21 protein-coding genes and 8 tRNA genes are annotated in these 23,600 nt (G+C 62.7%); 10 read left to right on the plus strand and 19 right to left on the minus strand.

Annotation, left to right across the window (positions count from 1 at the left end; translation table 11 throughout):
• The first annotated feature begins 113 nt into the window (after positions 1-113).
• Entirely contained in the window at positions 114-917 is an 804-nt protein-coding gene (locus SR858_RS17055) for an AraC family transcriptional regulator (RefSeq protein WP_019920201.1), read from the plus strand.
• 44 nt (positions 918-961) lie between these two features.
• On the plus strand, positions 962-1,741 hold the full coding sequence (locus SR858_RS17060) for a hypothetical protein (protein WP_019920202.1): 780 nt from the start codon (positions 962-964) through the stop codon (positions 1,739-1,741).
• Here SR858_RS17060 and SR858_RS17065 read toward each other — a convergent pair.
• The 13 genes from SR858_RS17065 to SR858_RS17125 all read right to left on the minus strand — a co-directional run bounded on the left by SR858_RS17065 (position 1,738) and on the right by SR858_RS17125 (position 9,108).
• Positions 1,738-3,336, minus strand: a complete 1,599-nt coding sequence (locus SR858_RS17065; protein WP_026636980.1) for an amidase — start codon at positions 3,334-3,336, stop codon at positions 1,738-1,740. The genes SR858_RS17060 and SR858_RS17065 overlap by 4 nt on opposite strands.
• A 138-nt stretch (positions 3,337-3,474) precedes the next feature.
• Positions 3,475-4,050: an elongation factor P gene (locus SR858_RS17070; protein ID WP_019920204.1), complete on the minus strand. Its 576-nt coding sequence runs from the start codon at positions 4,048-4,050 to the stop codon at positions 3,475-3,477.
• A 149-nt stretch (positions 4,051-4,199) separates the two neighbouring features.
• Positions 4,200-5,345, minus strand: coding sequence for an elongation factor P maturation arginine rhamnosyltransferase EarP (gene earP / locus SR858_RS17075; RefSeq protein WP_026636981.1), 1,146 nt, complete (start codon positions 5,343-5,345; stop codon positions 4,200-4,202).
• Positions 5,346-5,409: 64 nt separating this feature from the next.
• Positions 5,410-5,485, minus strand: a tRNA-Glu gene (locus tag SR858_RS17080).
• Positions 5,486-5,528: 43 nt separating this feature from the next.
• Positions 5,529-5,604: transfer RNA gene (locus SR858_RS17085), tRNA-Glu, on the minus strand.
• A gap of 139 nt (positions 5,605-5,743) precedes the next feature.
• A tRNA-Glu gene (locus SR858_RS17090) sits at positions 5,744-5,819 on the minus strand.
• A gap of 22 nt (positions 5,820-5,841) precedes the next feature.
• Positions 5,842-5,917, minus strand: a tRNA-Ala gene (locus SR858_RS17095).
• A 60-nt stretch (positions 5,918-5,977) separates the two neighbouring features.
• Positions 5,978-6,053 (minus strand) — tRNA-Glu (locus tag SR858_RS17100).
• A gap of 55 nt (positions 6,054-6,108) precedes the next feature.
• Positions 6,109-6,184 (minus strand) — tRNA-Ala (locus SR858_RS17105).
• A 48-nt stretch (positions 6,185-6,232) separates the two neighbouring features.
• A tRNA-Glu gene (locus SR858_RS17110) sits at positions 6,233-6,308 on the minus strand.
• 44 nt (positions 6,309-6,352) lie between these two features.
• Positions 6,353-6,428 (minus strand) — tRNA-Ala (locus SR858_RS17115).
• Positions 6,429-6,513: 85 nt separating this feature from the next.
• Entirely contained in the window at positions 6,514-7,923 is a 1,410-nt protein-coding gene (gene gltX / locus SR858_RS17120; RefSeq protein WP_019920206.1) for a glutamate--tRNA ligase, read from the minus strand.
• Between the two features lie 60 nt (positions 7,924-7,983).
• Complete coding sequence (locus SR858_RS17125) at positions 7,984-9,108, minus strand: alanine racemase (RefSeq protein ID WP_019920207.1); 1,125 nt, start codon at positions 9,106-9,108, stop codon at positions 7,984-7,986.
• 80 nt (positions 9,109-9,188) lie between these two features.
• Between SR858_RS17125 and SR858_RS17130 the strand changes: the two genes are divergently transcribed.
• Positions 9,189-10,217, plus strand: coding sequence for an ornithine cyclodeaminase family protein (locus tag SR858_RS17130; RefSeq protein WP_019920208.1), 1,029 nt, complete (start codon positions 9,189-9,191; stop codon positions 10,215-10,217).
• Positions 10,218-10,288: 71 nt separating this feature from the next.
• Here the strand turns inward: SR858_RS17130 and apbC are convergent, their stop codons facing one another.
• Positions 10,289-11,377, minus strand: coding sequence for an iron-sulfur cluster carrier protein ApbC (gene apbC / locus SR858_RS17135; RefSeq protein WP_019920209.1), 1,089 nt, complete (start codon positions 11,375-11,377; stop codon positions 10,289-10,291).
• A 132-nt stretch (positions 11,378-11,509) separates the two neighbouring features.
• Here apbC and metG point away from each other — a divergent pair, with 132 nt between their 5' ends.
• The 7 genes from metG (at position 11,510) to panC (ending at position 19,201) form a co-directional block, all read left to right on the plus strand.
• Positions 11,510-13,690 (plus strand): methionine--tRNA ligase, encoded by a 2,181-nt coding sequence (metG, locus tag SR858_RS17140; protein ID WP_019920210.1) that lies wholly within the window; start codon positions 11,510-11,512, stop codon positions 13,688-13,690.
• Between the two features lie 170 nt (positions 13,691-13,860).
• A complete protein-coding gene (locus tag SR858_RS17145; RefSeq protein ID WP_019920211.1) occupies positions 13,861-14,355 on the plus strand; it encodes a GNAT family N-acetyltransferase in 495 nt (164 codons plus the stop codon).
• A 423-nt stretch (positions 14,356-14,778) separates the two neighbouring features.
• A complete protein-coding gene (locus SR858_RS17150) occupies positions 14,779-16,515 on the plus strand; it encodes an extracellular catalytic domain type 1 short-chain-length polyhydroxyalkanoate depolymerase (protein WP_019920212.1) in 1,737 nt (578 codons plus the stop codon).
• A 194-nt stretch (positions 16,516-16,709) separates the two neighbouring features.
• Positions 16,710-17,105 carry a hypothetical protein gene (locus SR858_RS17155; protein WP_019920213.1) on the plus strand — a complete coding sequence of 132 codons (396 nt, stop codon included), beginning with the start codon at positions 16,710-16,712 and terminating at the stop codon, positions 17,103-17,105.
• A gap of 152 nt (positions 17,106-17,257) precedes the next feature.
• Complete coding sequence (locus tag SR858_RS17160) at positions 17,258-17,467, plus strand: DUF3460 family protein (protein ID WP_026636982.1); 210 nt, start codon at positions 17,258-17,260, stop codon at positions 17,465-17,467.
• A 19-nt stretch (positions 17,468-17,486) separates the two neighbouring features.
• Positions 17,487-18,341, plus strand: a complete 855-nt coding sequence (locus SR858_RS17165) for a segregation and condensation protein A (RefSeq protein ID WP_051120254.1) — start codon at positions 17,487-17,489, stop codon at positions 18,339-18,341.
• A 20-nt stretch (positions 18,342-18,361) separates the two neighbouring features.
• The gene (gene panC, locus SR858_RS17170) at positions 18,362-19,201 is read left to right on the plus strand and encodes a pantoate--beta-alanine ligase (protein WP_019920216.1); all 840 of its coding nucleotides are present in this window, start codon (positions 18,362-18,364) and stop codon (positions 19,199-19,201) included.
• Positions 19,202-19,218: 17 nt separating this feature from the next.
• Here panC and SR858_RS17175 read toward each other — a convergent pair whose 3' ends face one another.
• The 5 genes from SR858_RS17175 to SR858_RS17195 form a co-directional block, all read right to left on the minus strand.
• Complete coding sequence (locus SR858_RS17175) at positions 19,219-20,445, minus strand: EAL and HDOD domain-containing protein (protein WP_026636983.1); 1,227 nt, start codon at positions 20,443-20,445, stop codon at positions 19,219-19,221.
• A 56-nt stretch (positions 20,446-20,501) separates the two neighbouring features.
• Positions 20,502-20,891: a chemotaxis response regulator CheY gene (gene cheY / locus SR858_RS17180; RefSeq protein WP_008450066.1), complete on the minus strand. Its 390-nt coding sequence runs from the start codon at positions 20,889-20,891 to the stop codon at positions 20,502-20,504.
• Between the two features lie 134 nt (positions 20,892-21,025).
• A complete protein-coding gene (locus tag SR858_RS17185) occupies positions 21,026-22,102 on the minus strand; it encodes a protein-glutamate methylesterase/protein-glutamine glutaminase (RefSeq protein ID WP_019920219.1) in 1,077 nt (358 codons plus the stop codon).
• Between the two features lie 18 nt (positions 22,103-22,120).
• Entirely contained in the window at positions 22,121-22,717 is a 597-nt protein-coding gene (cheD, locus tag SR858_RS17190; RefSeq protein WP_019920220.1) for a chemoreceptor glutamine deamidase CheD, read from the minus strand.
• 9 nt (positions 22,718-22,726) lie between these two features.
• Entirely contained in the window at positions 22,727-23,593 is an 867-nt protein-coding gene (locus SR858_RS17195; protein ID WP_019920221.1) for a CheR family methyltransferase, read from the minus strand.
• Positions 23,594-23,600 lie beyond the last annotated feature (7 nt).

Below are 23,600 nucleotides of genomic sequence, written 5' to 3' on the forward strand. Positions count from 1 at the left end.
GCGCGGAGGCTGTGGCAGCAGTGGAGTTCATGGAGACACCTTGTTATGAAGAGCTGGAAGTGTAATATGGCTGGCAACACCGGATATTCCAATCTTCGTCTAGAAAGTGACAAATGGCTTCTCCCGAACGCAGTAGCGACCACCGCGACTACCAGCGGGTGCCGCGCGTCGTCACGGCCATGGCGCGTGATGAACAGCATGGCGTCACCGTCAAGCCGCACAGCCACGAACGCGCGCAGCTGCTGTACGCCACGGCAGGCCTGATGCGGGTGAACACGGACCTCGGTGTGTGGATCCTGCCGCCGCGCCGCGCGTTGTTCATCCCGCCCGGTGTCGTGCACTACTGGACCTCGATGAGCAAGGTGACCATGCGTACCATCTACATCGAACCATCGGCGGCGGCCAGCTACGGCAACACCTGCCGCCTGATCGAGGTGAGCGCCCTGCTGCGGCAGTTGATCCTGGCGCTGCTGGAAGAGCCGATCGAATACCCGATTCCCGGCCGCGGCGAACACCTGGCCATGCTGATCCTCTCGGAACTGGCAGCAGCTGAGACAGTGCCCATTGCCATCCCGTGGCCGCGCGACCGGCGCCTGGTGGCCGTGTGCGACGCCATCGTGGCCGATCCCGGCAGCGCCCGCACCATCGAGGACCATGCCGCCGACGTGGGCGCCAGCGCGCGCACGCTGATCCGGTTATTCCCGCAGGAGACCGGCCTGCACTACCGCCAGTGGGTGCAGCAGGTGCACCTGGCCGAGGCGTTCGGCCGGCTGGCGCAAGGCCACAGCGTGGGCGCCATCGCGGCGGCACTCGGGTATGCGAGTCCCAGCGCGTTTACCGCCATGTTCCGCCGCATCCTGGGCAAAACGCCGCAGCACTACCTGACGGAATGGCGCACACCCGTCGAAGTGGAGTAATCAATACCGGGACCTGCGGCGCGATCAACTACAATGCAGCGATCATGGAAAAACTCATCGCCGAGCTCAGAAGGCTCTACCTCCCCGACAGCCAGCACCCGGTGACCGCCGCGCTGGAAGACCACCTGCGCGCCAACACCACCCTGGCCATCGACCTTGCCACCAACGGCGGTACGGCGACCGCCACGGCGCGCGCGCTGGCGCTCGATTTCCCGCGCGCCGCCGACGAGCAGCACTGGCTGCTGCTGTGCGACGTGGCCAACGCGCTGCAACAGGATCTGAAATTGCCGGCGCCGGCCGTCAGCGTCAACGGCGCCGACAAGTACAACCTGTGGCTATCCTTCGCGCAGCCGGTACCCTTGGCGCGGCTGCGCCGCTTCCACGCCCTGCTGCACCAGGCATATTTCGCCGACCTCGATGCGGCGTCCGGCGCCACCGTGGTGGAAATGCCGCCCTGCCTGCACCAGCGCAGCGGCTTGTGGGCCGCGTTCATCAACCCCGCCATGGGCGCGTCGCTGGCCGAAGACCTGGGACTGGAGATGCCGCCGCCGATCAGCGCACAGGCCGCGTTCCTGCAGGGCCTCGACAGCATCACCGCCGAGCAGTTCGAGCATGCGATGCAGGTGCTGCAAGCGGCCCCCGGCAACGCAGCTGCGCCAGCCCAGGCGGTCACCGCCAAGACCGCGACGCTGGCCCCGGCAGCCGGTGGCGACAACGCGTCAGGACTCCTGCTGCAGCACGCCACGCTAGAAGACATCGTGGCCGAACTCCACCGGCGCAACATCGAACCGACGCTGCGCCACGTGTTGCATCGCCAAGCTTAGCGCACCGCCAGCGAAACGCTGGCCTTGAACTGCGGCGCGCGCCGGTGCAGCGTGGCCTGCTCGTACGAATACGCCATGCGGATCAGCGCAGCCTCGCTGTAGGCCGCGCCCACGAACGACAGCCCCACCGGCAAGCCATGCACCTGCCCTGCCGGCACGGTGATGTGCGGGTAGCCGGCCACCGCCGCCGGCGACGAGAAGCTGCCGCCGTAATGGTCGCCATTGATGAAATCCGTCAGCCACGCGAGGCCGCCGGTGGGCGCCACCAGCGCGTCCAGCTTGTGCTCCTTCATCACCTGGTCGATACCTTCCGTGCGCGCGTAGCGGCCGTTGTTGACCAGCGCTTCACGGTAGGCCGGTGCATCTAGACCATCCTTGGCCTGTGCGCGTTCGAGGTACTCCTGGCCGAAGTACGGCATCTCTTCCTGCGCATGCGTGCGGTTGAAGGCGATGACGTCGGCCATGTTGGCCACCTGCGCATGCGGCGCATATTCCTTCAGGTACGCTGCCAGTCCCGCCTTGAATTCGTACAGCAGCACCTCGGTCTCCGAGTCGCCATACTTGTCGCTGTTGGGCACTTCCACCTCGACCAGCACCGCGCCCTGCGCGCTCAACTCGTCGAGCGCCTTGGCGATCACGGCATCGACCTCCACGCTGCGGCCGAAGAAATTGCGCGCCACGCCCAGGCGCTTGCCCTGCAAGCCACCGCGCTCCAGCGCCGCCAGGTAATTGACCGGTTTCGTTTCGCGGGTGGCCGCATCGCGCGGGTCGGCGCCGGCGAGCGCGGTCAGCAACGCCGCCGCGTCGGCCACGGTGCGCGCCATCGGCCCGGCCGTGTCCTGCGAATGGGCGATCGGGATGATGCCGCTGCGGCTCACCAGCCCCAGGGTCGGCTTGATGCCCACCACGCCGCAGATCGATGCCGGCGAGACGATCGAGCCATCGGTCTCGGTGCCCACGGCCAGCGTGGCCAGACCGGCGGCAATCGCCGCGCCCGAGCCGGAACTCGAGCCGCTGCAATTGCGATCGAGCGCATACGGGTTGCGCGTGAGGCCACCGCGCGCGCTCCAGCCGCTCACCGACTGGGTGGAGCGCATATTGGCCCACTCGCTCAGATTGGTTTTGCCGATGATGATGGCGCCGGCGGCGCGCAGTTGCGCAGCCACGTGGGCGTCGCGCCGGGCGCGCACGCCGGCCAGCGCCAGCGATCCGGCAGTGGTGCTCATGCGGTCGCCGGTGGCGATGTTGTCCTTGAGTAGAACCGGGATGCCGTGCAGCGGACCGCGCACCCGCCCGGCGGTGCGTTCGCGGTCCATCTCCAGCGCCAGCTTGAGCGCTTCGGGATTGACCTCGATGATGGCGTTGATGCGCGGGCCGGCCTTGTCGATGTTGCGGATGCGGGCCAGGTACTGCGAGGTGAGTGCGTGCGACGTGAGCTTGCCGGCCTCCATTTGCTGCTGTTGCTCGCGCACGCCGGCTTCGAGAATGCCGCCGCTGGTCGGCTTGACTGCAGCCAGCGCCTTGCCGCTGCCTGCCACCGCACCTGCGGTCGCTCCCGCCACCACGCCCATCCGAACGAACTGCCTGCGATCCATGCCCACCCCTGTCAATTGAATTTGCTGCGCTGCATTAATATAGCAAAGCCTTATCGGTACAGGCGAAAAAAAAACGCCCCGGAGGGCGTTTTTCTGACGATCGTTCGATTACTCGATTGCTCGCGCTTGATTGCTCAATTAGTTGCGAACGATTTTTTTGTATTCGTTGGTACGGGTGTCGATTTCGATGACGTCGTCCTGGCTCACGAACAGTGGCACTTGAACCGTGAACTGCTTCGATTCGATGGCGTTTTCGATGCGCGCTTCTTTCAGTACGTTACCCGAGGTGTTGCCCTTGACTGCAGGCTCCGAGTACACGATCTGACGCTGGATGGTGGTTGGCAGTTCGACCGAGATGGCTTTGCCATCGTAGAAAACTGCTTCGCATTCCATACCGTCTTTCAGGTAGTTCAGTGCGTCGCCCAGGTTTTCTTCTTCGATTTCGTACTGTTCGTAGTCAGCGTCCATGAAGACGTACAGCGGGTCGGCGAAGTACGAGTAGGTCACTGGCTTTTTGTCCAGAACCACGACGTCGAACTTGTCGTCGCCGCGGAACACGTTTTCCAGCGGGCTGTTGGTCAGAAGATTTTTCATCTTCCATTTGTAGGTGAAGCCGGTGCGGCTCGAACCGTTGACGTCCGAGCGCAGCACGATGAATGGCTTGGCATCGACCATGATGATGTTGCCGACACGAATTTCTTTTGCTGGTTTCATAGTAATTTACTTAAAAATTTAAGTTGCGTAAAAATCATCTGCGCCGGGCGCAAGGCCATCAGCTCACGATTGATCAGGGTAAAAAATGTTCTAGAGATTAACCCGGCATTATACCCGGGTTTTCTGGCGCAGCCTATCTTGGCCGTGGCTTAAGCACCTCTGATCGACTGCGCGAAAGCCAGCAGGTTGGCGGCCAGGTCGCCGTGTGCGGCCACCTGCTGCTCCCATGCCACCGCGCGCGCGGCGATCTGCGGCGCCTCGGCACGCAGGTCGCGCCACAGCGCAGGCCAGTCGGCGCCGAGGTGAACGCCGTTCCACGCCAGCGAAAACGCCTTCATGGCTTCGAGCCCCACCGCGTACCGCTGCAAAAAGGCGCGCAATTTCTTGTGGTGCAAATTGTCGTCTTGCGCGTAGATATGCCACACGAACGGCTTGCCCGCCCACTGCGCGCGCACCCAGGAATCCTCGCCGCGCACCAGGTTCACATCGCACGCCCACAGCAGCTTGTCGTAGTCCGGCTGCGGCACGAACGGCAGCACGCGCACCGTCAGATTGCCCTGAGTAGCGGCCGCGCCGGCAACCGCGTCGATTCCAAGAAAGTCTTGTACCGCCTGGGTCGCCACGCCTTCGGGCACGAAACAGGTGATGGCGTCAGCACCGTCGCGCCACGCATCGAACAGCGGCGCCACCGGGGCAATCGGGTAGCAGAACAGCGACACGCGCGTAGCTGCCAGCTCGGCCGGCATGGCGCCGAGCGACTGCAAAAATTCGGTCGCCGTTGCCGGATCTTGCAGGAACGCGCGCCGCTCATCGAACAGCGCCGCTTCGCGCGGCAGACCGCCGGTTTTTTCCGTAAAACCGGGGAAGAAAAAGTGCTTGGTCAACGGCAGTTGCGGATGCGGCGACGTCAGGCGGTGGCAACCTTCCACCCATTCTTCCGCCGTCAACCCTTCGAGGTTGAACCACACCGGGCGCGGCGTGCACTGCGCCATCGCGGCCACGTAAGCGGGCGGCAGATCGACGGCGAAAAATTCGATGACGATATCGGCCACGTCGTCCACCGTGTACACGCCGTCCTGGTCGCGCCAGTGGCGCACGGCCACGCCCTGCACCACCTGGTTTTCAGCCGTAATATCGACTTCGGGGCGCAGGTGGCGGAAGCTGACCAGGTCGTCCACCCACAAGCGCACCGCGATGCCGTGCTCGGCATGCAGTTGGCAGGCCAGGCGCCAGCAGATGCCGATGTCGCCATAGTTGTCGATAACGCGGCAAAACAGGTCGAGGCGCAGGGTCATGGTAGCGAATAAAAAAGGCGGAATGAAAAAAAGCCGCACGAGGCGGCTTTTTCCTGTTGCTGTCTGGCGTCTCCACGGGGATTCGAACCCCGGTACTCACCGTGAAAGGGTGATGTCCTAGGCCTCTAGACGATGGAGACAGAAATCTGTCGTACTGACCTGGCATTACAAATTGGAAATATCTGGCGTCCCCAGGGGGATTCGAACCCCCGTACTCACCGTGAAAGGGTGATGTCCTAGGCCTCTAGACGATGGGGACATTTCCAAGGCGCGAATCATAGCAGTGTACCGCCATCAACGCAACCAAAACCGTTGTTTTCACAGGATTTTTTTGGTTTCACCAAAATAACACGCATAGCAAAAAGCCGCTCGATGAGCGGCTTTGCTGTACTGCTACCTGGCGTCCCCAGGGGGATTCGAACCCCCGTACTCACCGTGAAAGGGTGATGTCCTAGGCCTCTAGACGATGGGGACAGTGTCTGTGCTCTCTACGCAGTGGTGGAGGTAAGCGGGATCGAACCGCTGACCTCTTGCATGCCATGCAAGCGCTCTCCCAGCTGAGCTATACCCCCCGGGCGCAGAAAGTCTTCTGTCGTACATCTACTTTTTTACTACTGCCAGCACAAACAAGCTGGCGTCCCCAGGGGGATTCGAACCCCCGTACTCACCGTGAAAGGGTGATGTCCTAGGCCTCTAGACGATGGGGACCTTGGCACTACGGTAAAACAATATAAACCATTTACTACATCTGCCTTTGCGCTGTTGGTGGAGGTAAGCGGGATCGAACCGCTGACCTCTTGCATGCCATGCAAGCGCTCTCCCAGCTGAGCTATACCCCCCGGGCGCAAAAACAATTCACTTCTTACTGCTACCAGCTCTGGCGAAGCTGGCGTCCCCAGGGGGATTCGAACCCCCGTACTCACCGTGAAAGGGTGATGTCCTAGGCCTCTAGACGATGGGGACCTTGGAACTACGGCACTGCTTTTACTACATCATCTCTGCAAACCTGGTGGAGGTAAGCGGGATCGAACCGCTGACCTCTTGCATGCCATGCAAGCGCTCTCCCAGCTGAGCTATACCCCCGTTTGCGCGAGAGACAAGAGTATAGCAGAGGCTCCGTATTATGCAAATACCCTTTTGCAACTTTGCCCCTGCAATCAACTAATAATTAAAGGAACTTCGCCACGCGCGCCACAACGGTCTCGCGACCGAAGATTTCCAGCACCGCGTCGATCGCCGGCGTCTGCAACTGGCCGGTCAGGAACAGGCGCAGCGGCATGGCCATCTGCGGCATCTTCAAACCGTTCGCAGCCAGCACTTCCTTGATCATGGCAGCCAGCGCGGCCTTGTTCCACTCCACCGTCTGGCAGCGCTCGGCAAACTGCGCCAGCGCCGGCTTCACGGCATCGGTCACGTGCTGGGTCAGCAGCGCAGCGTCGGGCTGCGGCGTGCGGAAGAACAGCATCGATGCGTCGGCCAGTTCGTTGACGGTGTTGGTGCGTTCCTTCATCAGGCCCAGCACCACCCCCAGCGCCGGCGCGCCGTCGAACTCGGCGCCGTTGTCCAGCATGCGCGGGCGGGCCAGGTCGGCCAGGCGTTCGTTGTCGGCCTGCTTGATATAGTGGTTGTTCAGCCAGTTCAGCTTTTCGATATTGAACTGCGCGGCCGAATTCGACAGGTGGCTGCCGTCGAACCATTCGATCATCTGCGCCATCGAGAACACCTCTTCGTCGCCGTGGCTCCAGCCCAGGCGCGCCAGGTAATTGAGGATCGCTTCCGGCAGATAGCCTTGCGCCGGGTAGTCCATCACGTTGACGGCGTCCTTGCGCTTGGACATCTTGGCGCCATCCGAACCGAGGATCATCGGCAGGTGGCCGTATTCCGGCAGCGGCGCGCCGATGGCGCGCAGGATGTTGATCTGGCGCGGCGTATTGTTAACATGGTCGTCGCCACGCAGCACGTGGCTGATTTCCATGTCGAGGTCGTCGATGGCCACGCAGAAGTTGTACGTCGGCGTGCCGTCCGGGCGGGCGATCACCAGGTCGTCCAGTTCCTTGTTACCGATGGTGATCGAACCTTTGACGAAGTCGTTCCAGGTCACTTCGCCATCGAGCGGATTTTTAAAACGCAACACCGGCTTGCGGCCTGCGGGAATGGCCGGCAGGGTCTTGCCCGGCTCCGGGCGCCAGGTGCCGTCGTAGCGCGGCTTTTCACCGGCGGCGCGCATGCGTTCGCGCATCGCTTCCACTTCTTCGGGCGACGAATAGCACTGGTAGGCGGTGCCGGCTTCCAGCATCTGCGCCAGCACTTCGCGGTAGCGGTCCATGCGCTGCATCTGGTAGAACGGGCCTTCGTCGTGGGCCAGGCCCAGCCACTCCATGCCTTCGATGATGGCTTGCACCGCTTCCGGCGTGGAGCGCTCCAGGTCGGTGTCTTCGATACGCAGCACAAAGGTGCCGCCGAAGTGGCGGGCGAAGGCCCACGAGTACAGCGCCGTGCGGGCGCCGCCCAGGTGGAGATAGCCGGTCGGGCTGGGGGCGAAACGGGTACGGACTGGTTTGGCTGGTGCGTTGGTCATCGGGATCAATAAAGCTGAGGTAGAAAGACCGCTATTTTACAGCCTTGATACGCGGTTCCGTCACCAGCCGCTGAAACGCTCCCATTTGCGCGGCACACCGCCCTCCTGTGGCAATACATAATAGAAGGGGTGCTGGGCGCCGGTGGCGCAGGCGTGATTGGGCACGATGCGCAGGCTGCTGCCCACCGGGTACCGCGCCGCCAGATCGACGATGTCACCGGTCCATTGCAACACGCCGTGCTCCTGGTTGGCCTGGTTGAATGCCAGTTCGGCGATGGCGTTGCCATCGGCATCGCACACCATGCCGTAGCCATAATCGCGCACCTGCTTTTGGGTGCCGCGGTCGCGGCTCATGGCCATCCAGCCGGCGTCGGTAATGATCCAGCCATCAAGCGGGCGGTGGCCGATCACCGTGCACAGGACGGACAAGGCGATATCGCCAGTTTCGCACACGCCCACGCCAGCCATCACCAGGTCGAAAAACACGTACACGCCCGCCCTCACCTCCGTCACGCCATCGAGGTGGCGGGCCGACAGCGCGGTGGGCGTGGAGCCGACGCTGACCACTTCGCACGCATGGCCGGCCGCGCGCAGCCGTTCGGCCGCATCGACACAGCGGCTGCGCTCCTGCTCGGCCATGGCGGCCAGGGCCTCGGGCGTGTGCAAATCGTAGGAACTGCCGGCATGGGTCATCACACCCTTCAAGCGTGCGCCGCCGGTCAGGGCAGCCGCCACGTCGAGCAGCAGCGGGTCGGCAGGGGCGATGCCGGAGCGGTGGCCGTCGGTATCGACTTCGATCAGCACGTCGTAACACACGCCATGTTCCCGTCCGTGGCGCGCCACCTCGGCAGCCATGGCGCTCGATTCCACCAGCATCGTCAGGCGCAGCCCGGCGCGCACCAGCCGCAGTGCGTGATCGAGCTTGTTCGGCACGATGGCCACCGCGTACAGGATGTCGTCCACACCCGCCGCGAAAAACTGCTCGGCCTCTTTCAAGGTGGACACCGTGATGCCGCGCGCACCGAGCGCCAACTGGCGCCTGGCTACTTCCAGGCACTTACTGGTTTTGACGTGCGGGCGGAATGCCACACCAAGAACATTCATGCGCTCCTGCATGCGCGCCATATTGTGCTGCATGCGCGCTTCGTCCAGCAGCAGTGCCGGGGTTTCCAGGTTCAGTTCCATGTACACTCCTCGTCGGTTTTTAAGACAGTTTATCCATTTTTAGATAAAATTCCAAATACTATCGACAACCAGGAACCATCATGCGCGACACCGCCCAATTGCTGCTGCTCGATCGCGATGCCATCGCCGCCCTGCTCACCGCCGACCTCGCCCTGCACGCCGTGCGCGACGCCTTTACCCTGCACAGCCGGCGCGAAGGGAGGGTGTTCCCGGTGGTGCGGGAACAGTTGGCGGACGGCGTATTCGGTATCAAGTCCGGCGACGTGGCGGCGCGCCGCCTGCTGGGCTTCAAGGCGGCCGGCTTCTGGCCCGCCAACCGGCTGCACGGTGGCGAACCGCACCAGGCCACGGTGATGCTGTTCGATCCCGCCACCGGCCGGCCGATGTGCCTGATGGACGGCAACGCCATCACCACCGCGCGCACGGCCGCCGCCGCCGAACTGGGGACGCTGCTGCTGGCGCGCGCCGACAGCACCCGCCTGACCGTGTTCGGCACCGGCGTGCAGGCCCGCGCCCAGGTGGCGGCCGCCATGCGCGCCCTGCCCGCGCTGGCGTCGGTGCGTTACGTGTCGCGCGATGGCAAGCCGGACGCGCGGTTCGAGGCTGCCCTGGCCGACCAGCGCAACATGCGCGGCGTTGGCGACGCGTCCAACGTGAGCAACATGGGCAGCGTGTCCGACATGTGCAGCATACGCCACGCGCCAGACGCAGACATAGCGGTGGCCGACAGCGACGTGGTCATCACGGCCACGCCAGGCGGCGGTGCGCTATTTAATATTGATGCAGTGCGGCCGGGCACGCACTTCACCTGCGTGGGCGCCGATACGCGCGGCAAGCGCGAACTGCCCGAGGGCTTGCTGGAACGATCGCGCGTGGTGGCCGACGATCGCGCGCAAGCGCTGGCGCTGGGCGAGATGCAGTGGGCGGCGGATATTGAATGCGTGGAGCTGGGGGACGTTTTGACCGGCGGCGCATTTACGCGCGCGGAGAACGACGTCACGGTGTTCGATATGACAGGGCTGGCGTTGCAGGACCTGGTGCTGGGGGAGTGCTTATTTGCTGCGGCGCTGGAAGCGGGTGTCGGGAACGGCGTTGCATGGCCGTGGTAAAAACAGGTTACACCCAGCCGCAGGTCCGTCATCCCCGCGAAGGCGGGGATGACGGATCAAACGCCAACGATTTAATCGTTCTTGATAACGATACTCGGGAACTTGCTGGTCATGTCCTTGGCCTTCTCCGCCACCTGCACCGCGATCTTGCGGGCGATGTCTTTATAGATCGCCGCGACCGGGCCATCGGGATCGGCCACCACGGTCGGCTTGCCGGAATCGGCCTGCTCGCGGATCGACATGGTCAGCGGCAGCGCGCCGAGGAAGTCCACGTTGAAGTCCTTGCACATCTTTTCGCCGCCGCCGGCGCCGAAAATCTCTTCGGCGTGGCCGCAGTTCGAGCAGATATGGGTGCTCATGTTTTCCACGATGCCCAGGATCGGAATGCCGACCTTTTCGAACATTTTCAGGCCCTTGCGGGCGTCGAGCAGCGCGATGTCCTGCGGCGTAGTGACGATCACGGCACCGGTGACCGGCACTTTTTGCGATAACGTCAACTGGATGTCGCCGGTACCGGGCGGCATATCGACGATCAGGTAGTCGAGGTCGCGCCAGTTGGTTTGTTCCAGCAGTTGCTGCAACGCCTGCGTGACCATCGGGCCGCGCCAGACCATCGGCTCGTCCGGGTCGATCAGGAAACCGATCGACGACACTTGCACGCCGTGGTTTTCCATCGGCTCCATCGACTTGCCGTCGACCGTTTGCGGGCGGCCGGACACGCCCAGCATCATCGGCTGCGACGGACCATAAATATCGGCGTCGAGCAGGCCGACCGACGCGCCTTCGGCAGCAAGCGCCAGCGCCAGGTTGACGGCGGTGGTCGATTTACCGACGCCGCCCTTGCCCGACGCGACGGCAATGATGTTTTTCACATTGGGCATGAGCTTGAGGCCGCGCTGCACGCTGTGGGGAATGATCTTCGAGCTCACACCGACGCTGATATTGCCGGCGCCAGGCAAGGCCTTCAGCGCGGCGATAACGTTGCGGCGGATGCTGTCGACCTGGCTTTTGGCGGGGTAGCCGAGCTCGATGTCGAGCGAAATGTCGCCATTGTCAACTTTAAGATTTTTCACGGCCTTGCCGCTAACGAAATCTTTCGTTGTATTTGGGTCAATAACTTGCGACAGGGCGGCTTTGACTGCGTCTACTGTGATACTCATGAGGCTCTCCGTGAAATATGCGCCCATTCTAGCGCATCGCGGCAAAAATCCCCGGCCGGCCGTCCGGCGGGATGACCGCCAACCCGAACCGCTGTTAAAATGCTTCTTTTCCACCCACAAAGTGCATCAACCATGACCCGCAAGCTGTTCGTCACCACTGCCCTGCCCTACGCAAACGCCGCTTTCCATATTGGCCACATGATGGAGTACATCCAGGCCGACATCTGGGTACGGTTCCAGCGAATGCAGCGCGACGGCGAAGGTGAAAACAGCACCCCGCGCGTGGTCCACTTCGTGGGCGCCGACGACACGCACGGCACGCCGATCATGATCGCCGCTGAAAAGGAAGGCATCACGCCGCAGGAATTCGTGGCCAAGATCGCCGCCGGCCGCGCCCAGTACCTCGACGGCTTCCACATCGCGTTCGATAACTGGTACTCGACCGACTCGCCGGAAAACGTCGAACTGTCGCAAGGCATCTACCGCAAGCTGCGCGAAGCTGGTCTGATCCAGACCAAGATCGTGCCGCGCTTCTACGACCCGGTCAAAGGCATGTTCCTGGCCGACCGCAACATCAAGGGGGAGTGCCCGACCTGCCACGCCAAGGATCAATACGGCGACAACTGCGAAGTGTGCGGCGCGGCCTACCAGCCTACCGAACTGATCAACCCGTTCTCGGTGTTTACCAACGCCACCCCGGTGCTCAAGGATTCGGAACAGTACTTCTTCAAGCTGTCCGACCCGCGCTGCTACCAGTTCCTCAAGGACTGGCTCAACACGCCCGGCCGTTTGCAGCCGGAGATGGTCAACAAGGTCAGCGAATGGCTGGGCGAGTCCGGCGAAAAGCTGGCCGACTGGGACATCTCGCGCGATGCGCCGTACTTCGGCATTCCGATCCCCGACGCACCCGGTAAATTCTTCTACGTCTGGCTCGACGCGCCGGTGGGCTACCTGGCCAGCCTGAAAAACTACTGCGACAAGCAGGGCATCGACTTCAACGAGCTGCTCAACGATCCGGCCACCGAACAGATCCACTTTATCGGCAAGGACATCGTGTCGTTCCACCTGCTGTTCTGGCCCGCGATGCTGAAGTTCGCCGGCCACCCGGTGATCGACAAGCTCAAGGTCAATGTGCACGGCCACCTGACCGTCAACAACGAAAAAATGTCGAAGTCGCGCGGCACCGGCATCTCGCCGCTGCGCTACCTGAACCTCGGCATGAACCCGGAATGGCTGCGCTACTACATCGCGTTCAAGCTCAACTCCAAGGTCGAAGACCTGGACTTCACCGGTGACGATTTCGTCGCCCGCGTGAACAGCGATTTGATCGGCAAGTTCGTCAACATCGCCAGCCGCTGCGCCGGTTTCATCGCCAAGAAATTCGACGGCAAGCTGGCCGACACGCTGTCGCCCGGTGCACAGGAGTGGATCAAGCGCGCGCTGGTCACGCTTGACGGCGTGGAGCGCCAGGCCAATATCGCCGCCAACTTCGACGCCCGCGAGTACGGCAAGGCGCTGCGCGAAATCATGGAAATCGCCGACATCACCAACCAGTACGTCGACGAAAACAAGCCGTGGATCCTGGCCAAGGACGACGCCAAACTGGCCGAACTGCACGACGTCTGCACGGCGGCGCTGATCCTGTTCCGCCAACTGACCATCCTGCTCTCGCCGGTGCTGCCTGGCGTGGCCGCCAACGTGGCCAAGTTCCTGAATGACGGCCAGCTGGTGTGGGCCGACACCGATGTCGCCAGCGGCGCTGTCTCGCAAGCGCTGCTTGGCCGCACCATCGGCGCCTACACGCACCTGATGACGCGCGTCGATGCCAAGATGATCGAGGATCTGTTCGACGCGCCTAATCAGCAAGCCGCAGCCGCGCCGGCTGAAAAACCGGCCAAGCCCGCCAAGCAGGCCGCGCCTGCCGTGGCCGCGCTAGTGGTGCCAATGCCCGAAGGCGTGGAAGAACTGGCGCCGCAAATCTCGATCGACGATTTCGTCAAGATCGACCTGCGCGTGGCGAAGATCGTCAACTGCGAACACGTGGACGGTTCCGACAAGCTGCTGCGCCTTACGCTCGACGTGGGCGAAGGCCGCCTGCGCAACGTCTTCTCGGGCATCAAGTCGATGTACCAGCCGGAAGACCTGGTGGGCAAGCTGACCGTCATGGTGGCCAACCTGGCGCCGCGCAAGATGAAGTTCGGCGTCTCCGAAGGCATGGTGCTGGCAGGATCGGCCAAGGATGAAAAAGCCAACCCTGGCATCTATATCCTCAACCCATGGCCTGGCGCACAACCCGGCATGCGCATCCGCTAGGAAGCCGCTCATGATGCCCTTAGCTTCGTTGCAGCGCCTTGCCGTGCCGGCGCACTGTCTGCGGCGCTGCGCCTCGCTCTGGGCATCATGAACATGATGCTCTCGGCTTCGTTGCAGCGCCTTGCCGTGCCGGCGCACTGTCTGCGGCGCTGCGCCTCGCTCTGGGCATCATGAATCGGCCTCCCAGGAAGATCGTCGTCCGCGAAGCGACCCATGAAGACAGTCAGCTCATCGCCGCGCTCACGCGCGCGGCGTGGGCTGGCAAGGTCAGCGTCACTTCCAGCGGCCACCGCGAAACCGCCGTCATCGTTGCAGACCACCTGCGCGATGGCGGCGGTTTTGTCTTATTGGTCGATGATGAACCGGTAGGCTCCGTGCGCTGGCTGCCGCTCGATGGCGGCAGCCGCACCTGGGAGGTGTGCCGCATGGGCGTGCTGCCCGCGTGGCGGGGCCACAACCTGTCGCAGCACCTGCTCGAAGCGGTGATCCACCATGGCCTGGCCTGCGGCGTGGACGAAGTGCGCCTGGCGGTGCGCGCCGACCAGCGCAAGCTCGTCGATTTTTATGCGTCGTACGAATTCGCGCTGGCCGAGGAACTCGAATACTCGCACGCCAACCCGCTCGAACCGCCGCCACTGGTGATGCGCCGCGCGCTCGCGTGGTAGCACTGGCTAGTAATCGGGTAGGAACCGTTCCCACTCGCGGACGAGTAACCCTCCTACTTATTTCAACAAGCGCTTGTGAAATACTGCTCGGCGACTCCACTCCAAAGGTAGAGTCAACCCGAAATTGAGATGCCGACTTGCGATCCAAGCGCACTCTGCAGCAAAACCTAAACGTCTGTCCCAGCCAGACCTATCCGGCGCCAAATGATGGTCCCACAGATGCGCCAACTGCTCAGGCCGCCTTATGCCATAAGGCTCGCTTTCAATTTCTCCTTTACAGCAATTTGTTGAGCTGCGCCAATCGCGCACGCAACAGTAGAACTACGGGGGAGCTTGTATGAAAATTTTCGTGGACTAATATTTCCTCAGCCATTCATCTTTTGGCTGGGTTAGCACACCATTCTTTTTATAACGGAGACCATCATGACTCACCACCTCCAGCGCACGCTGTGGCACGCGCTCGTCTGTATCCTTCTATGCTGGGCCTGGCCCTCATGGAGCGCAACACCAGGTCCCGGCAAGTGGAGCGCGCAACAAACCTGGGCTGCCGACACTGCCAACGGCGGCAACCTCACCGGCTTCTTCTACTGGCCAGCAAGCGAACCCAAGATCGGTGGCAAGCGCGCACTGGTGCTGGTCCTGCACGGCTGCAAACAAACCGCTGCCGGCGACGTCATCAACGGAACCGATGGCGGCTACAACTGGGCTGCCATGGGCGACCAGTATGGCGCCGTGATCCTGGCGCCTAACGCGACCGGCAATGTGTACTACAACCATTGCTGGGACTATGCGAACACCAGCCACAGCCGTACTAGCGGCGGCCACGACAAGGTGCTGCTCGACCTGGTGGACCGCTTCGTCAAGGATCCGCAGTACGCGATCGATCCGAACCAGGTGTACGTGACCGGCCTGTCGTCGGGCGGTGGCCAGACCATGGTGATGGGTTGCCTGGCGCCGGACGTGTTTGCCGGCATGGGCATCAACGCCGGTCCCACACCGGGCACCACCACGCTGCAGATCGGCAGCGTCCCCAGCGGCTACACGTCCGACACTGCGGCATCGCGCTGCAAGGCGATGGCCGGCAGTGCCGCCAGCAAGTTCAGCACGCAGATCGCCGGCGCCATCTGGGGCACGTTCGACTACACGGTCGGCCAGGCCTACGGACCGCTTGCCACCGAGGCGATGCGCAAGATCTACGGCGGCTCGTTTACGCCAGCGCCAGCGGAAACCGTTGCTGGTGGCGGCACCAACATCCCCTACCGCGACAGCAACGGCAAGGTGCGTACCCACGAAATCACGGTGGCCGGCATGGGCCACTCGTGGCCGGCCGGCAAAGGCGGGCAGAACGTCAACTTCGTGGACAATACCAAGGTCAACTACCCGGCGTTCGTGATGGATTTCTGGTACAAGAACAACCTGCGCGTCGGTGAAAGTACCGGACCGGAAATGACAGCGTGCTCGGCTGCCGCCATCAGCACCACCAGCGCCAGCGTCAGCGGCGCGGCCACCGGCAACGTCAGCAACTACACGGTCGTGCTGAGCGGCCCCACTGCCGTCAACGACAGCACAGCGGGCAGCGGCGCCAACTTCAACAAGACCTACAACCTGGCTGCCGGCAACTACAGCGGCACCGTGACCGCCACCGACACCGCCAACCGCACGTCGGCTGCCTGCAATATCACGCAGTTCTCGGTCGGTAGCGAGCCGGCGCTAACGCCCCCCACCGGCATCGCCGCCGGCGCCGTCACCGACACCACCGTGGCGCTGACCTGGAACGCTGCCGGCGCCGCCACCGGCTACAACGTGTACGTGAATGGCTCGCGCGTGACGTCGTCACCGGTCGCCGGCACCAGCTACACCGTCGGCGCCCTCACTGCCAACACCAGCTATACCATCACGGTGACGTCGGTAGGCAACGGCGGCGAAAGCGCGCAGTCGGCGCCGTTGACGGTCACCACCAGCGCCGGCAACGGCGGCTGGACCTGCACCACGGTCACCGCCAGCAACTACGCCCACGTGCAGGCAGGCCGCGCCACCAACAAGTTCGGCCTGGCCTACGCCAACGGTTCGAACGACCTGATGGGGCTGTCGAGCCTGTTCTTCCGCAGCACCCTGGCGCAGACTGCCGAGGCATACTACAAGGTGGGGATTTGCCCATAAGCCAGGGTTGCTCGGGTAATCCTTGACCGCTCCTGTCGCGCCAGCAAGTGCGACAGGGGCGGTATCACGCAATGGGACCAGGATGGCAACCCGGCGCCCTGCCGTCCGACGCGGGCATGAGCGTGTGTCCTACGGCTGAACTTGCTATCGAATGAAATAATCAAGCCTCATTCAATGCAACAAGAGGAGCTGACATGAACACCAAGACTACCGCCAAAGTGACCGCCCTGATCGCCACCCTGTGCATGACCGCCAGCGTCTTTGCGCAAAATTCGGCGCTGACGCCGAACCAGCTGAGTCCGCAGGAAGCCGCGCCGATCAGCACCACCTCGCTGCAAGCCGCGTCCACCACCGGTGAACTGCACCCGACCCTGCCGAGCCACGCGGCCACCCAGACCGATCCGCAACAACGCTACCAGACCCGCCAGGACGCCAAAATGGCCAGCGCCCAGTACACCAAGGATGTGAACTGCGTTGACGCTGCCGTCGCCACGCCGCCAGCACAAACCGCTGCCCACGCAGGCAAGCACGACAATCGCCTGGCAAAAGCCGATTGCGCCCTTCCGAATGTCCGTCCAATGGTGCGCTAAACCGCGGCATCCCGGTCTTGCAAAGCCGCCCCGGGCAACCGGCGCGGCTTTTTGCATTCAGGCGCCAATGATCGCAGCGCCGGTAATCAAATTCGCCCCGGGACGCTGTGGCGCGGTAAAATAGCCATTGCTAATCCACTCATACGGACGATATGAAACTCTCTAAACAACATTCGATGTACGAATCCGACCACACGCTGTTCATCAAAGAGTTGAAAGCGAAGAATCCGGCGATCGAAGCTGGTCAGCAACAGGGCCGCGCCCTGCTGTGGGACCGTCCGCCGATCTCGCTCGACGAGCAGGAGCGCCAGCTGAAGTCGGCCGTCAAGCAGCAAGCCTACGTCTACCAGAACAAGCTCTGATCGCTTCAAGGCGGCAGGCATGTTGCCAGAATCAGCAGCGGAACCAGCACCGGCCACGGCGGCTGAGGCAGGCACAGCGGCCCTAACGGCCGATGTGTCCGGTTTTGCGCGCCTGTACGGCGAACCTCTGCTCACGCTGCCCAATGACCTGTACATTCCGCCCGATGCGCTCGAGGTATTTCTCGATGCATTCGAAGGCCCGCTGGACTTGCTGTTGTACCTGATTCGCAAGCAGAATTTCAATATCCTCGACATACCGATGGCGCAGCTCACGCTGCAATACCTGAAGTACGTGGACCAGATCCGCAAGTCCAACCTGGAACTGGCGGCCGAGTACCTGCTGATGGCGGCCATGCTGATCGAAATCAAGTCGCGCATGCTGCTACCGCAGCGACAGACCGACCTCGACATCGAAGCGGACGATCCGCGCGCGGAACTGGTGCGGCGCCTGCTCGACTACGAGCAGATCAAGCTGGCCGCCTACGATCTCAATACGCTGCCGCAGCTCGACCGCGACTTCGTGCGCACCCAGATTCATATCGAGCAAAGCCTGGTGACCGTGCTGCCCGACGTGGCGCCACTGGATTTGCAGCAAGCCTGGCTCGACGTGATGAAGCGCGCGCGGCTCACGCAACACCACAAGATCAGCCGCGAAGAACTGTCCGTGCGCGAGCACATGACGGGCATCCTGCGCCGGCTGCAATCGACCCGCTTTGTCGAGTTCGCGGACCTGTTCGACGTGGCCGGCGGCGTGCCGGTCGTGGTGGTCAACTTCGTCGCCCTGCTCGAGCTGGCCAAGGAGACGCTGATCGAGATCACCCAGGCCGAACCGTTCGCACCGATCTATGTCCGGCTGGCGTATGCGCCGGCCTGAATTGTTTACCGAAATGACCCATGAAAATCATCACCACCATTGAAGAATTGCGCGACCAGCTCAGCGGTCAACTGCGTACCGCCTTTGTTCCCACCATGGGCAATCTGCACGAGGGCCACCTGTCCCTGATGCGCCTGGCGCGCAAGCATGGCGATCCAGTGGTCGCGTCCATCTTCGTCAACCGCCTGCAGTTCGGCCCCAACGAAGACTTCGACAAGTATCCGCGCACTTTCCAGGCCGACGTGGAAAAACTGGAGAAGGAAGGCGTCTATGTGCTGTTCGCGCCGACCGAAAAGGATTTGTACCCGGAGCCACAGGAATTCCGCGTCAATCCACCGGCCGACCTGGGCAATACGCTCGAAGGCGAGTTCCGCCCCGGCTTCTTCACCGGCGTCACCACCATCGTGCTGAAACTGTTCTCGTGCGTGCAGCCCAAGGTGGCCGTGTTCGGCAAGAAGGATTACCAGCAGCTGATGATGGTGCGTAATATGAGCCGCCAGTTCGCGCTGCCGACCGAGATCATCGGCGCCGAAACCTATCGCGCCGAAGACGGCCTGGCGCTGTCGTCGCGCAATATGTATTTGTCGGAAAACGAGCGGGCCGAGGCGCCGGCGCTGTACCAGACGCTGAACTTCGTGGCCGAAGAAATTCGCGCCGGCCACCTGGACGTATTCCAGGTCGAGCACAAGGCGATGGAAAACCTGGCGCAGCGCGGCTGGCAGCCCGATTATGTGTCGATCCGCAAACGCATCGATTTGCAGCCGCCGTCGGCGGGCGACCTGGCGCAAGGCGCGCCGCTGGTGGTGCTGGCGGCAGCCAAGCTGGGCACTACCCGACTGATCGACAACCTGGAAATTTAATCCTGCAGATGGCGGTCTCAGACCGCCATCTGCTGCGCCCATGCCAGCGCCTGCAAATGGGCCTGGTTGATTTCCTCCGGGTGCAGCTTGAGCGCGATCGCCAGCGCTGCCACCAGGTCCGAGTTCAGCTCGCACGCCTCGGCCAGCGCCAGGTACGGCCCGTAGCGCCCGCTGCGGGTCAGCAACGCTTCCACTACCCCCTCGGGCAGCTGGATGGTCTCCAGCACTTCCGCCATCGTCATCCCCAGCAAGCGGTCCAGCAGCGAGAACATGCCTGCCACGAAGACCTGTTCGGCCTCGCTCTTGCCCAGCGTGTCGCGCGCCAGCAGTTCGGCCAGGCGGCCGCGCACCACGGCGGTTTCCAGCAGCACCGGCGAGTAACCGGTGGTACTGGCCGTTGCCAGCAATAACGTCAACCAGCGATGCAGCGGCGAATAGCCGAGCAAGGTCAGGGCCTGGCGCATCGACTGCACCTCGCGCCCGGCGCCGAAGCCGGCTGAATTGATAAACCGCAGCAGCTTGTACGACAGCGTGGGGTCGCGCTTGAGTGCAGCTTCAATCTGGGCCAGGTCGGCGTTTTCTTTGACCATCTGCATCAGTTGCAGGATGATGGCCTGGGCCGGATTGAGGCCCCGTGCGGTGTTGCCCGGACGCGGTGTCAGGTGCAGCTTGCCGACAAAGGCATTCAGGCCCAGTGCGGCGCAGGCGTCGAAGTCGGCCCAGTTGCTGACCGGGCGCGCCACCATGGTCAGTCCCGACTGCTTGAGCGCCGCATACGCGCGCGCCTGGGTGGCCACGTTGGCGCCACTGAAGCGTACTTCCACGAACGAGGCCAGCGAGGCCAGGCGCAGTCCGGCCGGGGCGCGGGCAAAGTTGCGCAGCAAGATGCCCACGCCACCGGCGCGCAGCGCGTGCACGGCTTGCAAGGTATCGGGATTGGCCAGCGTGGCGGCGGGCAAGGAGAGCACCGTGCGCGCGGGCGGCATGCGATGCAGCGCATCGGCCGAGAGCATCTCGGGCACGGCTTCGAGGAACAGGATTTTATCGAGCAGGAGCCAGGTCTCGCCGTCTTCGCCACCGATCACGTGGCTGGCGACAAAGTTCAGCAGGGACTCGAGGGCAACGACCGGCGCAGCAGAAACGCCGCTGGCCTGCACAGGCTGCTTCCAGGTCAACTCATACCCGACCACCCGCTGCTGCGGGTCGAGCAACGGCTCGCGAACCAGGAAATGAGTGTGGTGCATGGCCGTCCGTGGGCAGGCTGTCGAGCGTAGCCGGGCCAGGCCCGACCACTAAGGTATTACGCGCCCAGCTTTTCGAAAATCTTGTTCAGCTTTTCGTCCAGGGTGGCGGCGGTGAACGGCTTGACCACGTAACCATTGGCGCCAGCTTGCGCGGCAGCGATGATGTTTTCCTTCTTGGCTTCGGCAGTCACCATCAGTACCGGCAGCTTGGCCAGTGCGGGGTCGGCACGAATGTTTTGCAACATCGTCAGGCCGTCCATGTTTGGCATGTTCCAGTCCGAGACGACGAAGTCGAACGACTCGGCGCGCAGCTTGGCCAGCGCCATGACGCCGTCTTCCGCCTCATCGACATTGGCATAACCCAGTTCTTTTAACAGATTTCGGACGATGCGACGCATCGTCGAAAAATCGTCAACAACTAAAAATTTCATCTTTGGATCAGCCATGAATTACTCCGTTGTTTCTTTACGCGGTTGTTAATATTGCCTACAAACTCCAAGCAAGTTGTAGGATAGCATTTTCGTTGCTCCAAGGCGAACAAAGTCGCAGTAAAACGTCACTGCAACCACAATTACGCCTTTTACACCCGCAATGCGCGCATGCCGTGCTGCGCCAGGTAACCCAGCACCATGCCGGGCAGCGCCGTCAGGGCGCCTACCTCGTGCGCAGCGCCGATCGCGATCGCTTCGCGCGGCATGCCGAACACCACGCAACTGGCCTCGTCCTGGGCGAAATTATACGCTCCGGCATTCTTCATCTCCAGCATGCCGGCTGCGCCATCCTTGCCCATGCCGGTCAGGATCACGCCCACCGCGTTTTTGCCGGCCGCCTGCGCTGCCGAGCGGAACAAGACGTCCACCGACGGCCGGTGGCGATTGACCGGCTCGGCCTGGTCGATCCTGGTCATGTAGTTGGCGCCACTGCGGGTCAGGTACAGGTGCGAGTGGCCGGGCGCAATGTAGGCGTGGCCGGGCAGCACGCGTTCGTTGCCCTGCGCTTCCTGCACCGAGATCTTGCACAGCGAGTCGAGCCGCTTGGCGAACGAGCGGGTAAAGCCTTCGGGCATGTGCTGGGTGATCAGGATGCCGGGGCAGTCCGACGGCATCTGCATCAGGAATTCACGGATTGCCTCGGTGCCGCCGGTGGAAGCGCCGACGATAATCAGCTTTTCCGACGACAACAGCGGATTGCGCAGCGCCGACAACGGCGTGCTGCCCTGTGCAGCGGCGCCCGGTTGCGGCAAGGTGCGGGCGCGCACGCGGGCCTTGGCGGCAGCGCGGATCTTGTCGGAGATGAGGTCGGTGTATTCGCGCATGCCAGCCTGGATCGAGATTTTCGGCTTGGTGACGAAATCGACCGCGCCCAGTTCCAGCGCGCGCATGGTGATCTCGGAGCCGCGCTCGGTCAGCGACGACACCATCACGACTGGCATCGGCCGCAGGCGCATCAGCTTTTCCAGGAAGTCGAGGCCGTCCATTTTCGGCATCTCGACGTCGAGCGTGAGCACGTCCGGGTTGTGCTGCTTGATCAATTCGCGCGCGACCAGCGGATCGGGTGCCGTCGCCACCACCTCCATGTCGGGTTGACTATTGATGATCTCGCTCATGACACTGCGGATCAGCGCGGAGTCATCGACGATGAGAACTTTGATCTTCATACGGTTGCTTTCTACACATTAAAACAAATCGATTTCGCCACCCACCGGCGCTTTCTTCAGGCGGCTCGCGTATTCCACTTCGCGCTTGACCAGCGTATCGTTATGGGTCTGCATCAGTTTTTTCACCAGCACCTTGCCGGTGCGCGGGAAGAAATACACCTTGCGCGGGTGGATGTCGTTCAGGTCCTCGGCCACCACGCGGATGCGCTCGGTCTTGAGGAAGCTGAGCACGAACGCCGCATTGCGCTCGCCCACGTTGATGGCCGTAAAGCCTTTCAGCACGGCGCCGCCGCCGAACACTTTCGCTTCCAGGTTTTCGCGCTTGGCGCCGGCCTTGAGCAAATCGTTGATCAGGATTTCCATCGCGTACGTACCGTAGCGCGCCGAGGCCGACACCGGGCTGCCGTCGCCGCCGCCATCGGGCAGCATGAAGTGGTTCATGCCGCCAAGACCGGTGGTACGGTCGCGGATGCAGGCCGACACGCACGAGCCCAGCACGGTCACGATCAGCATGTCCTTGTTGGTGAAATAGTATTCTCCCGGCAGGATCTTGGCCGCTTCGCAGTCGAAGGTGCGGTCGTAGTACAGATTCGTGGCAAATTGTTCGAGGTCCATGGCAGCTCTCTAGGGTCGGGCCGGCGCCTTGGCGGCGGTCCGGTGTTTGTCGTCGAGCTCGTACACCGTCTTGCCGCGCAGCTTGAGCGCGTCGGAGACGTACAGGAAATTCTCGGAGTGGCCGGCGAACAGCAGCGCATCGGGCTTCATCAGGGGCACGAAGCGCGAGAGGATCTTGCGCTGGGTGTCCTTGTCAAAATAAATCATCACGTTGCGGCAGAAGATCACGTCGAACTGGCCGCTCACCGGCCAGCTGTCGGCCAGCAGGTTCAAAGGCTTGAAGGTGATCATGTTGCGCAATTCCTGGCGCACGCGGGCCTGCCCTTCGCGCTCGCCCTTGCCCTTCAAGAAAAAGCGCCGGCTGCGTTCCGGGCTCATCTTGTCGAGCCGGTCCATCGTGTAGACGCCGTTGGCGGCGTGGGCCAGCACATTGGTGTCGATGTCGGTGGCGATGATGTGGCAGTTGGGCGTGAGCGTATTGAACGCTTCGCACACGGTCATGGCGATCGAATACGGCTCCTCGCCGGTGGACGCGGCCGAGCACCAGATGTTCAACGTCTCGCGCTTGCCCTTGACGTGATCGGCCAGCAGCGGGAAGTGGTGCGCCTCGCGGAAGAACGACGTCAGGTTGGTGGTGAGCGCATTGGTGAACGCTTCCCACTCCTCGCCCAGGCGGCCCGCTTCGAGGTCGTCCAGGTAACGGGCGAACGAGGCGATGCCGGTGGCGCGCAAACGGCGGGCCAGGCGGCTGTACACCATTTCCTGCTTGCTGTCGGCCAGCGAAATACCGGCGCGTTTATAAATGAGGCCGCGCACACGCTCGAAGTCCCGGGCATTGAAATCGAACTCTTTAACGGTGTCTTTACTGTGCGGCATGGTGTGT

This window comes from Duganella zoogloeoides, assembly GCF_034479515.1.
Lineage (GTDB): Bacteria > Pseudomonadota > Gammaproteobacteria > Burkholderiales > Burkholderiaceae_D > Rugamonas > Rugamonas zoogloeoides.

What these genes read in the sequence shown, in the direction of transcription:
- SR858_RS17175 (WP_026636983.1), bottom strand. Translation starts at nt 20,445, where the DNA reads ATGCACCACACTCATTTCCTGGTTCGCGAGCCGTTGCTCGACCCGCAG.
- earP (WP_026636981.1), bottom strand. Translation starts at nt 5,345, where the DNA reads ATGACCCTGCGCCTCGACCTGTTTTGCCGCGTTATCGACAACTATGGC.
- SR858_RS17165 (WP_051120254.1), top strand. Translation starts at nt 17,487, where the DNA reads ATGTTGCCAGAATCAGCAGCGGAACCAGCACCGGCCACGGCGGCTGAG.
- cheY (WP_008450066.1), bottom strand. Translation starts at nt 20,891, where the DNA reads ATGGCTGATCCAAAGATGAAATTTTTAGTTGTTGACGATTTTTCGACG.
- SR858_RS17160 (WP_026636982.1), top strand. Translation starts at nt 17,258, where the DNA reads ATGAAACTCTCTAAACAACATTCGATGTACGAATCCGACCACACGCTG.
- apbC (WP_019920209.1), bottom strand. Translation starts at nt 11,377, where the DNA reads ATGAGTATCACAGTAGACGCAGTCAAAGCCGCCCTGTCGCAAGTTATT.
- gltX (WP_019920206.1), bottom strand. Translation starts at nt 7,923, where the DNA reads ATGACCAACGCACCAGCCAAACCAGTCCGTACCCGTTTCGCCCCCAGC.
- SR858_RS17195 (WP_019920221.1), bottom strand. Translation starts at nt 23,593, where the DNA reads ATGCCGCACAGTAAAGACACCGTTAAAGAGTTCGATTTCAATGCCCGG.
- metG (WP_019920210.1), top strand. Translation starts at nt 11,510, where the DNA reads ATGACCCGCAAGCTGTTCGTCACCACTGCCCTGCCCTACGCAAACGCC.
- SR858_RS17150 (WP_019920212.1), top strand. Translation starts at nt 14,779, where the DNA reads ATGACTCACCACCTCCAGCGCACGCTGTGGCACGCGCTCGTCTGTATC.
- SR858_RS17065 (WP_026636980.1), bottom strand. Translation starts at nt 3,336, where the DNA reads ATGGATCGCAGGCAGTTCGTTCGGATGGGCGTGGTGGCGGGAGCGACC.
- SR858_RS17070 (WP_019920204.1), bottom strand. Translation starts at nt 4,050, where the DNA reads ATGAAACCAGCAAAAGAAATTCGTGTCGGCAACATCATCATGGTCGAT.
- SR858_RS17055 (WP_019920201.1), top strand. Translation starts at nt 114, where the DNA reads ATGGCTTCTCCCGAACGCAGTAGCGACCACCGCGACTACCAGCGGGTG.
- SR858_RS17155 (WP_019920213.1), top strand. Translation starts at nt 16,710, where the DNA reads ATGAACACCAAGACTACCGCCAAAGTGACCGCCCTGATCGCCACCCTG.
- SR858_RS17145 (WP_019920211.1), top strand. Translation starts at nt 13,861, where the DNA reads ATGAATCGGCCTCCCAGGAAGATCGTCGTCCGCGAAGCGACCCATGAA.
- SR858_RS17185 (WP_019920219.1), bottom strand. Translation starts at nt 22,102, where the DNA reads ATGAAGATCAAAGTTCTCATCGTCGATGACTCCGCGCTGATCCGCAGT.
- panC (WP_019920216.1), top strand. Translation starts at nt 18,362, where the DNA reads ATGAAAATCATCACCACCATTGAAGAATTGCGCGACCAGCTCAGCGGT.
- SR858_RS17060 (WP_019920202.1), top strand. Translation starts at nt 962, where the DNA reads ATGGAAAAACTCATCGCCGAGCTCAGAAGGCTCTACCTCCCCGACAGC.
- SR858_RS17130 (WP_019920208.1), top strand. Translation starts at nt 9,189, where the DNA reads ATGCGCGACACCGCCCAATTGCTGCTGCTCGATCGCGATGCCATCGCC.
- cheD (WP_019920220.1), bottom strand. Translation starts at nt 22,717, where the DNA reads ATGGACCTCGAACAATTTGCCACGAATCTGTACTACGACCGCACCTTC.
- SR858_RS17125 (WP_019920207.1), bottom strand. Translation starts at nt 9,108, where the DNA reads ATGGAACTGAACCTGGAAACCCCGGCACTGCTGCTGGACGAAGCGCGC.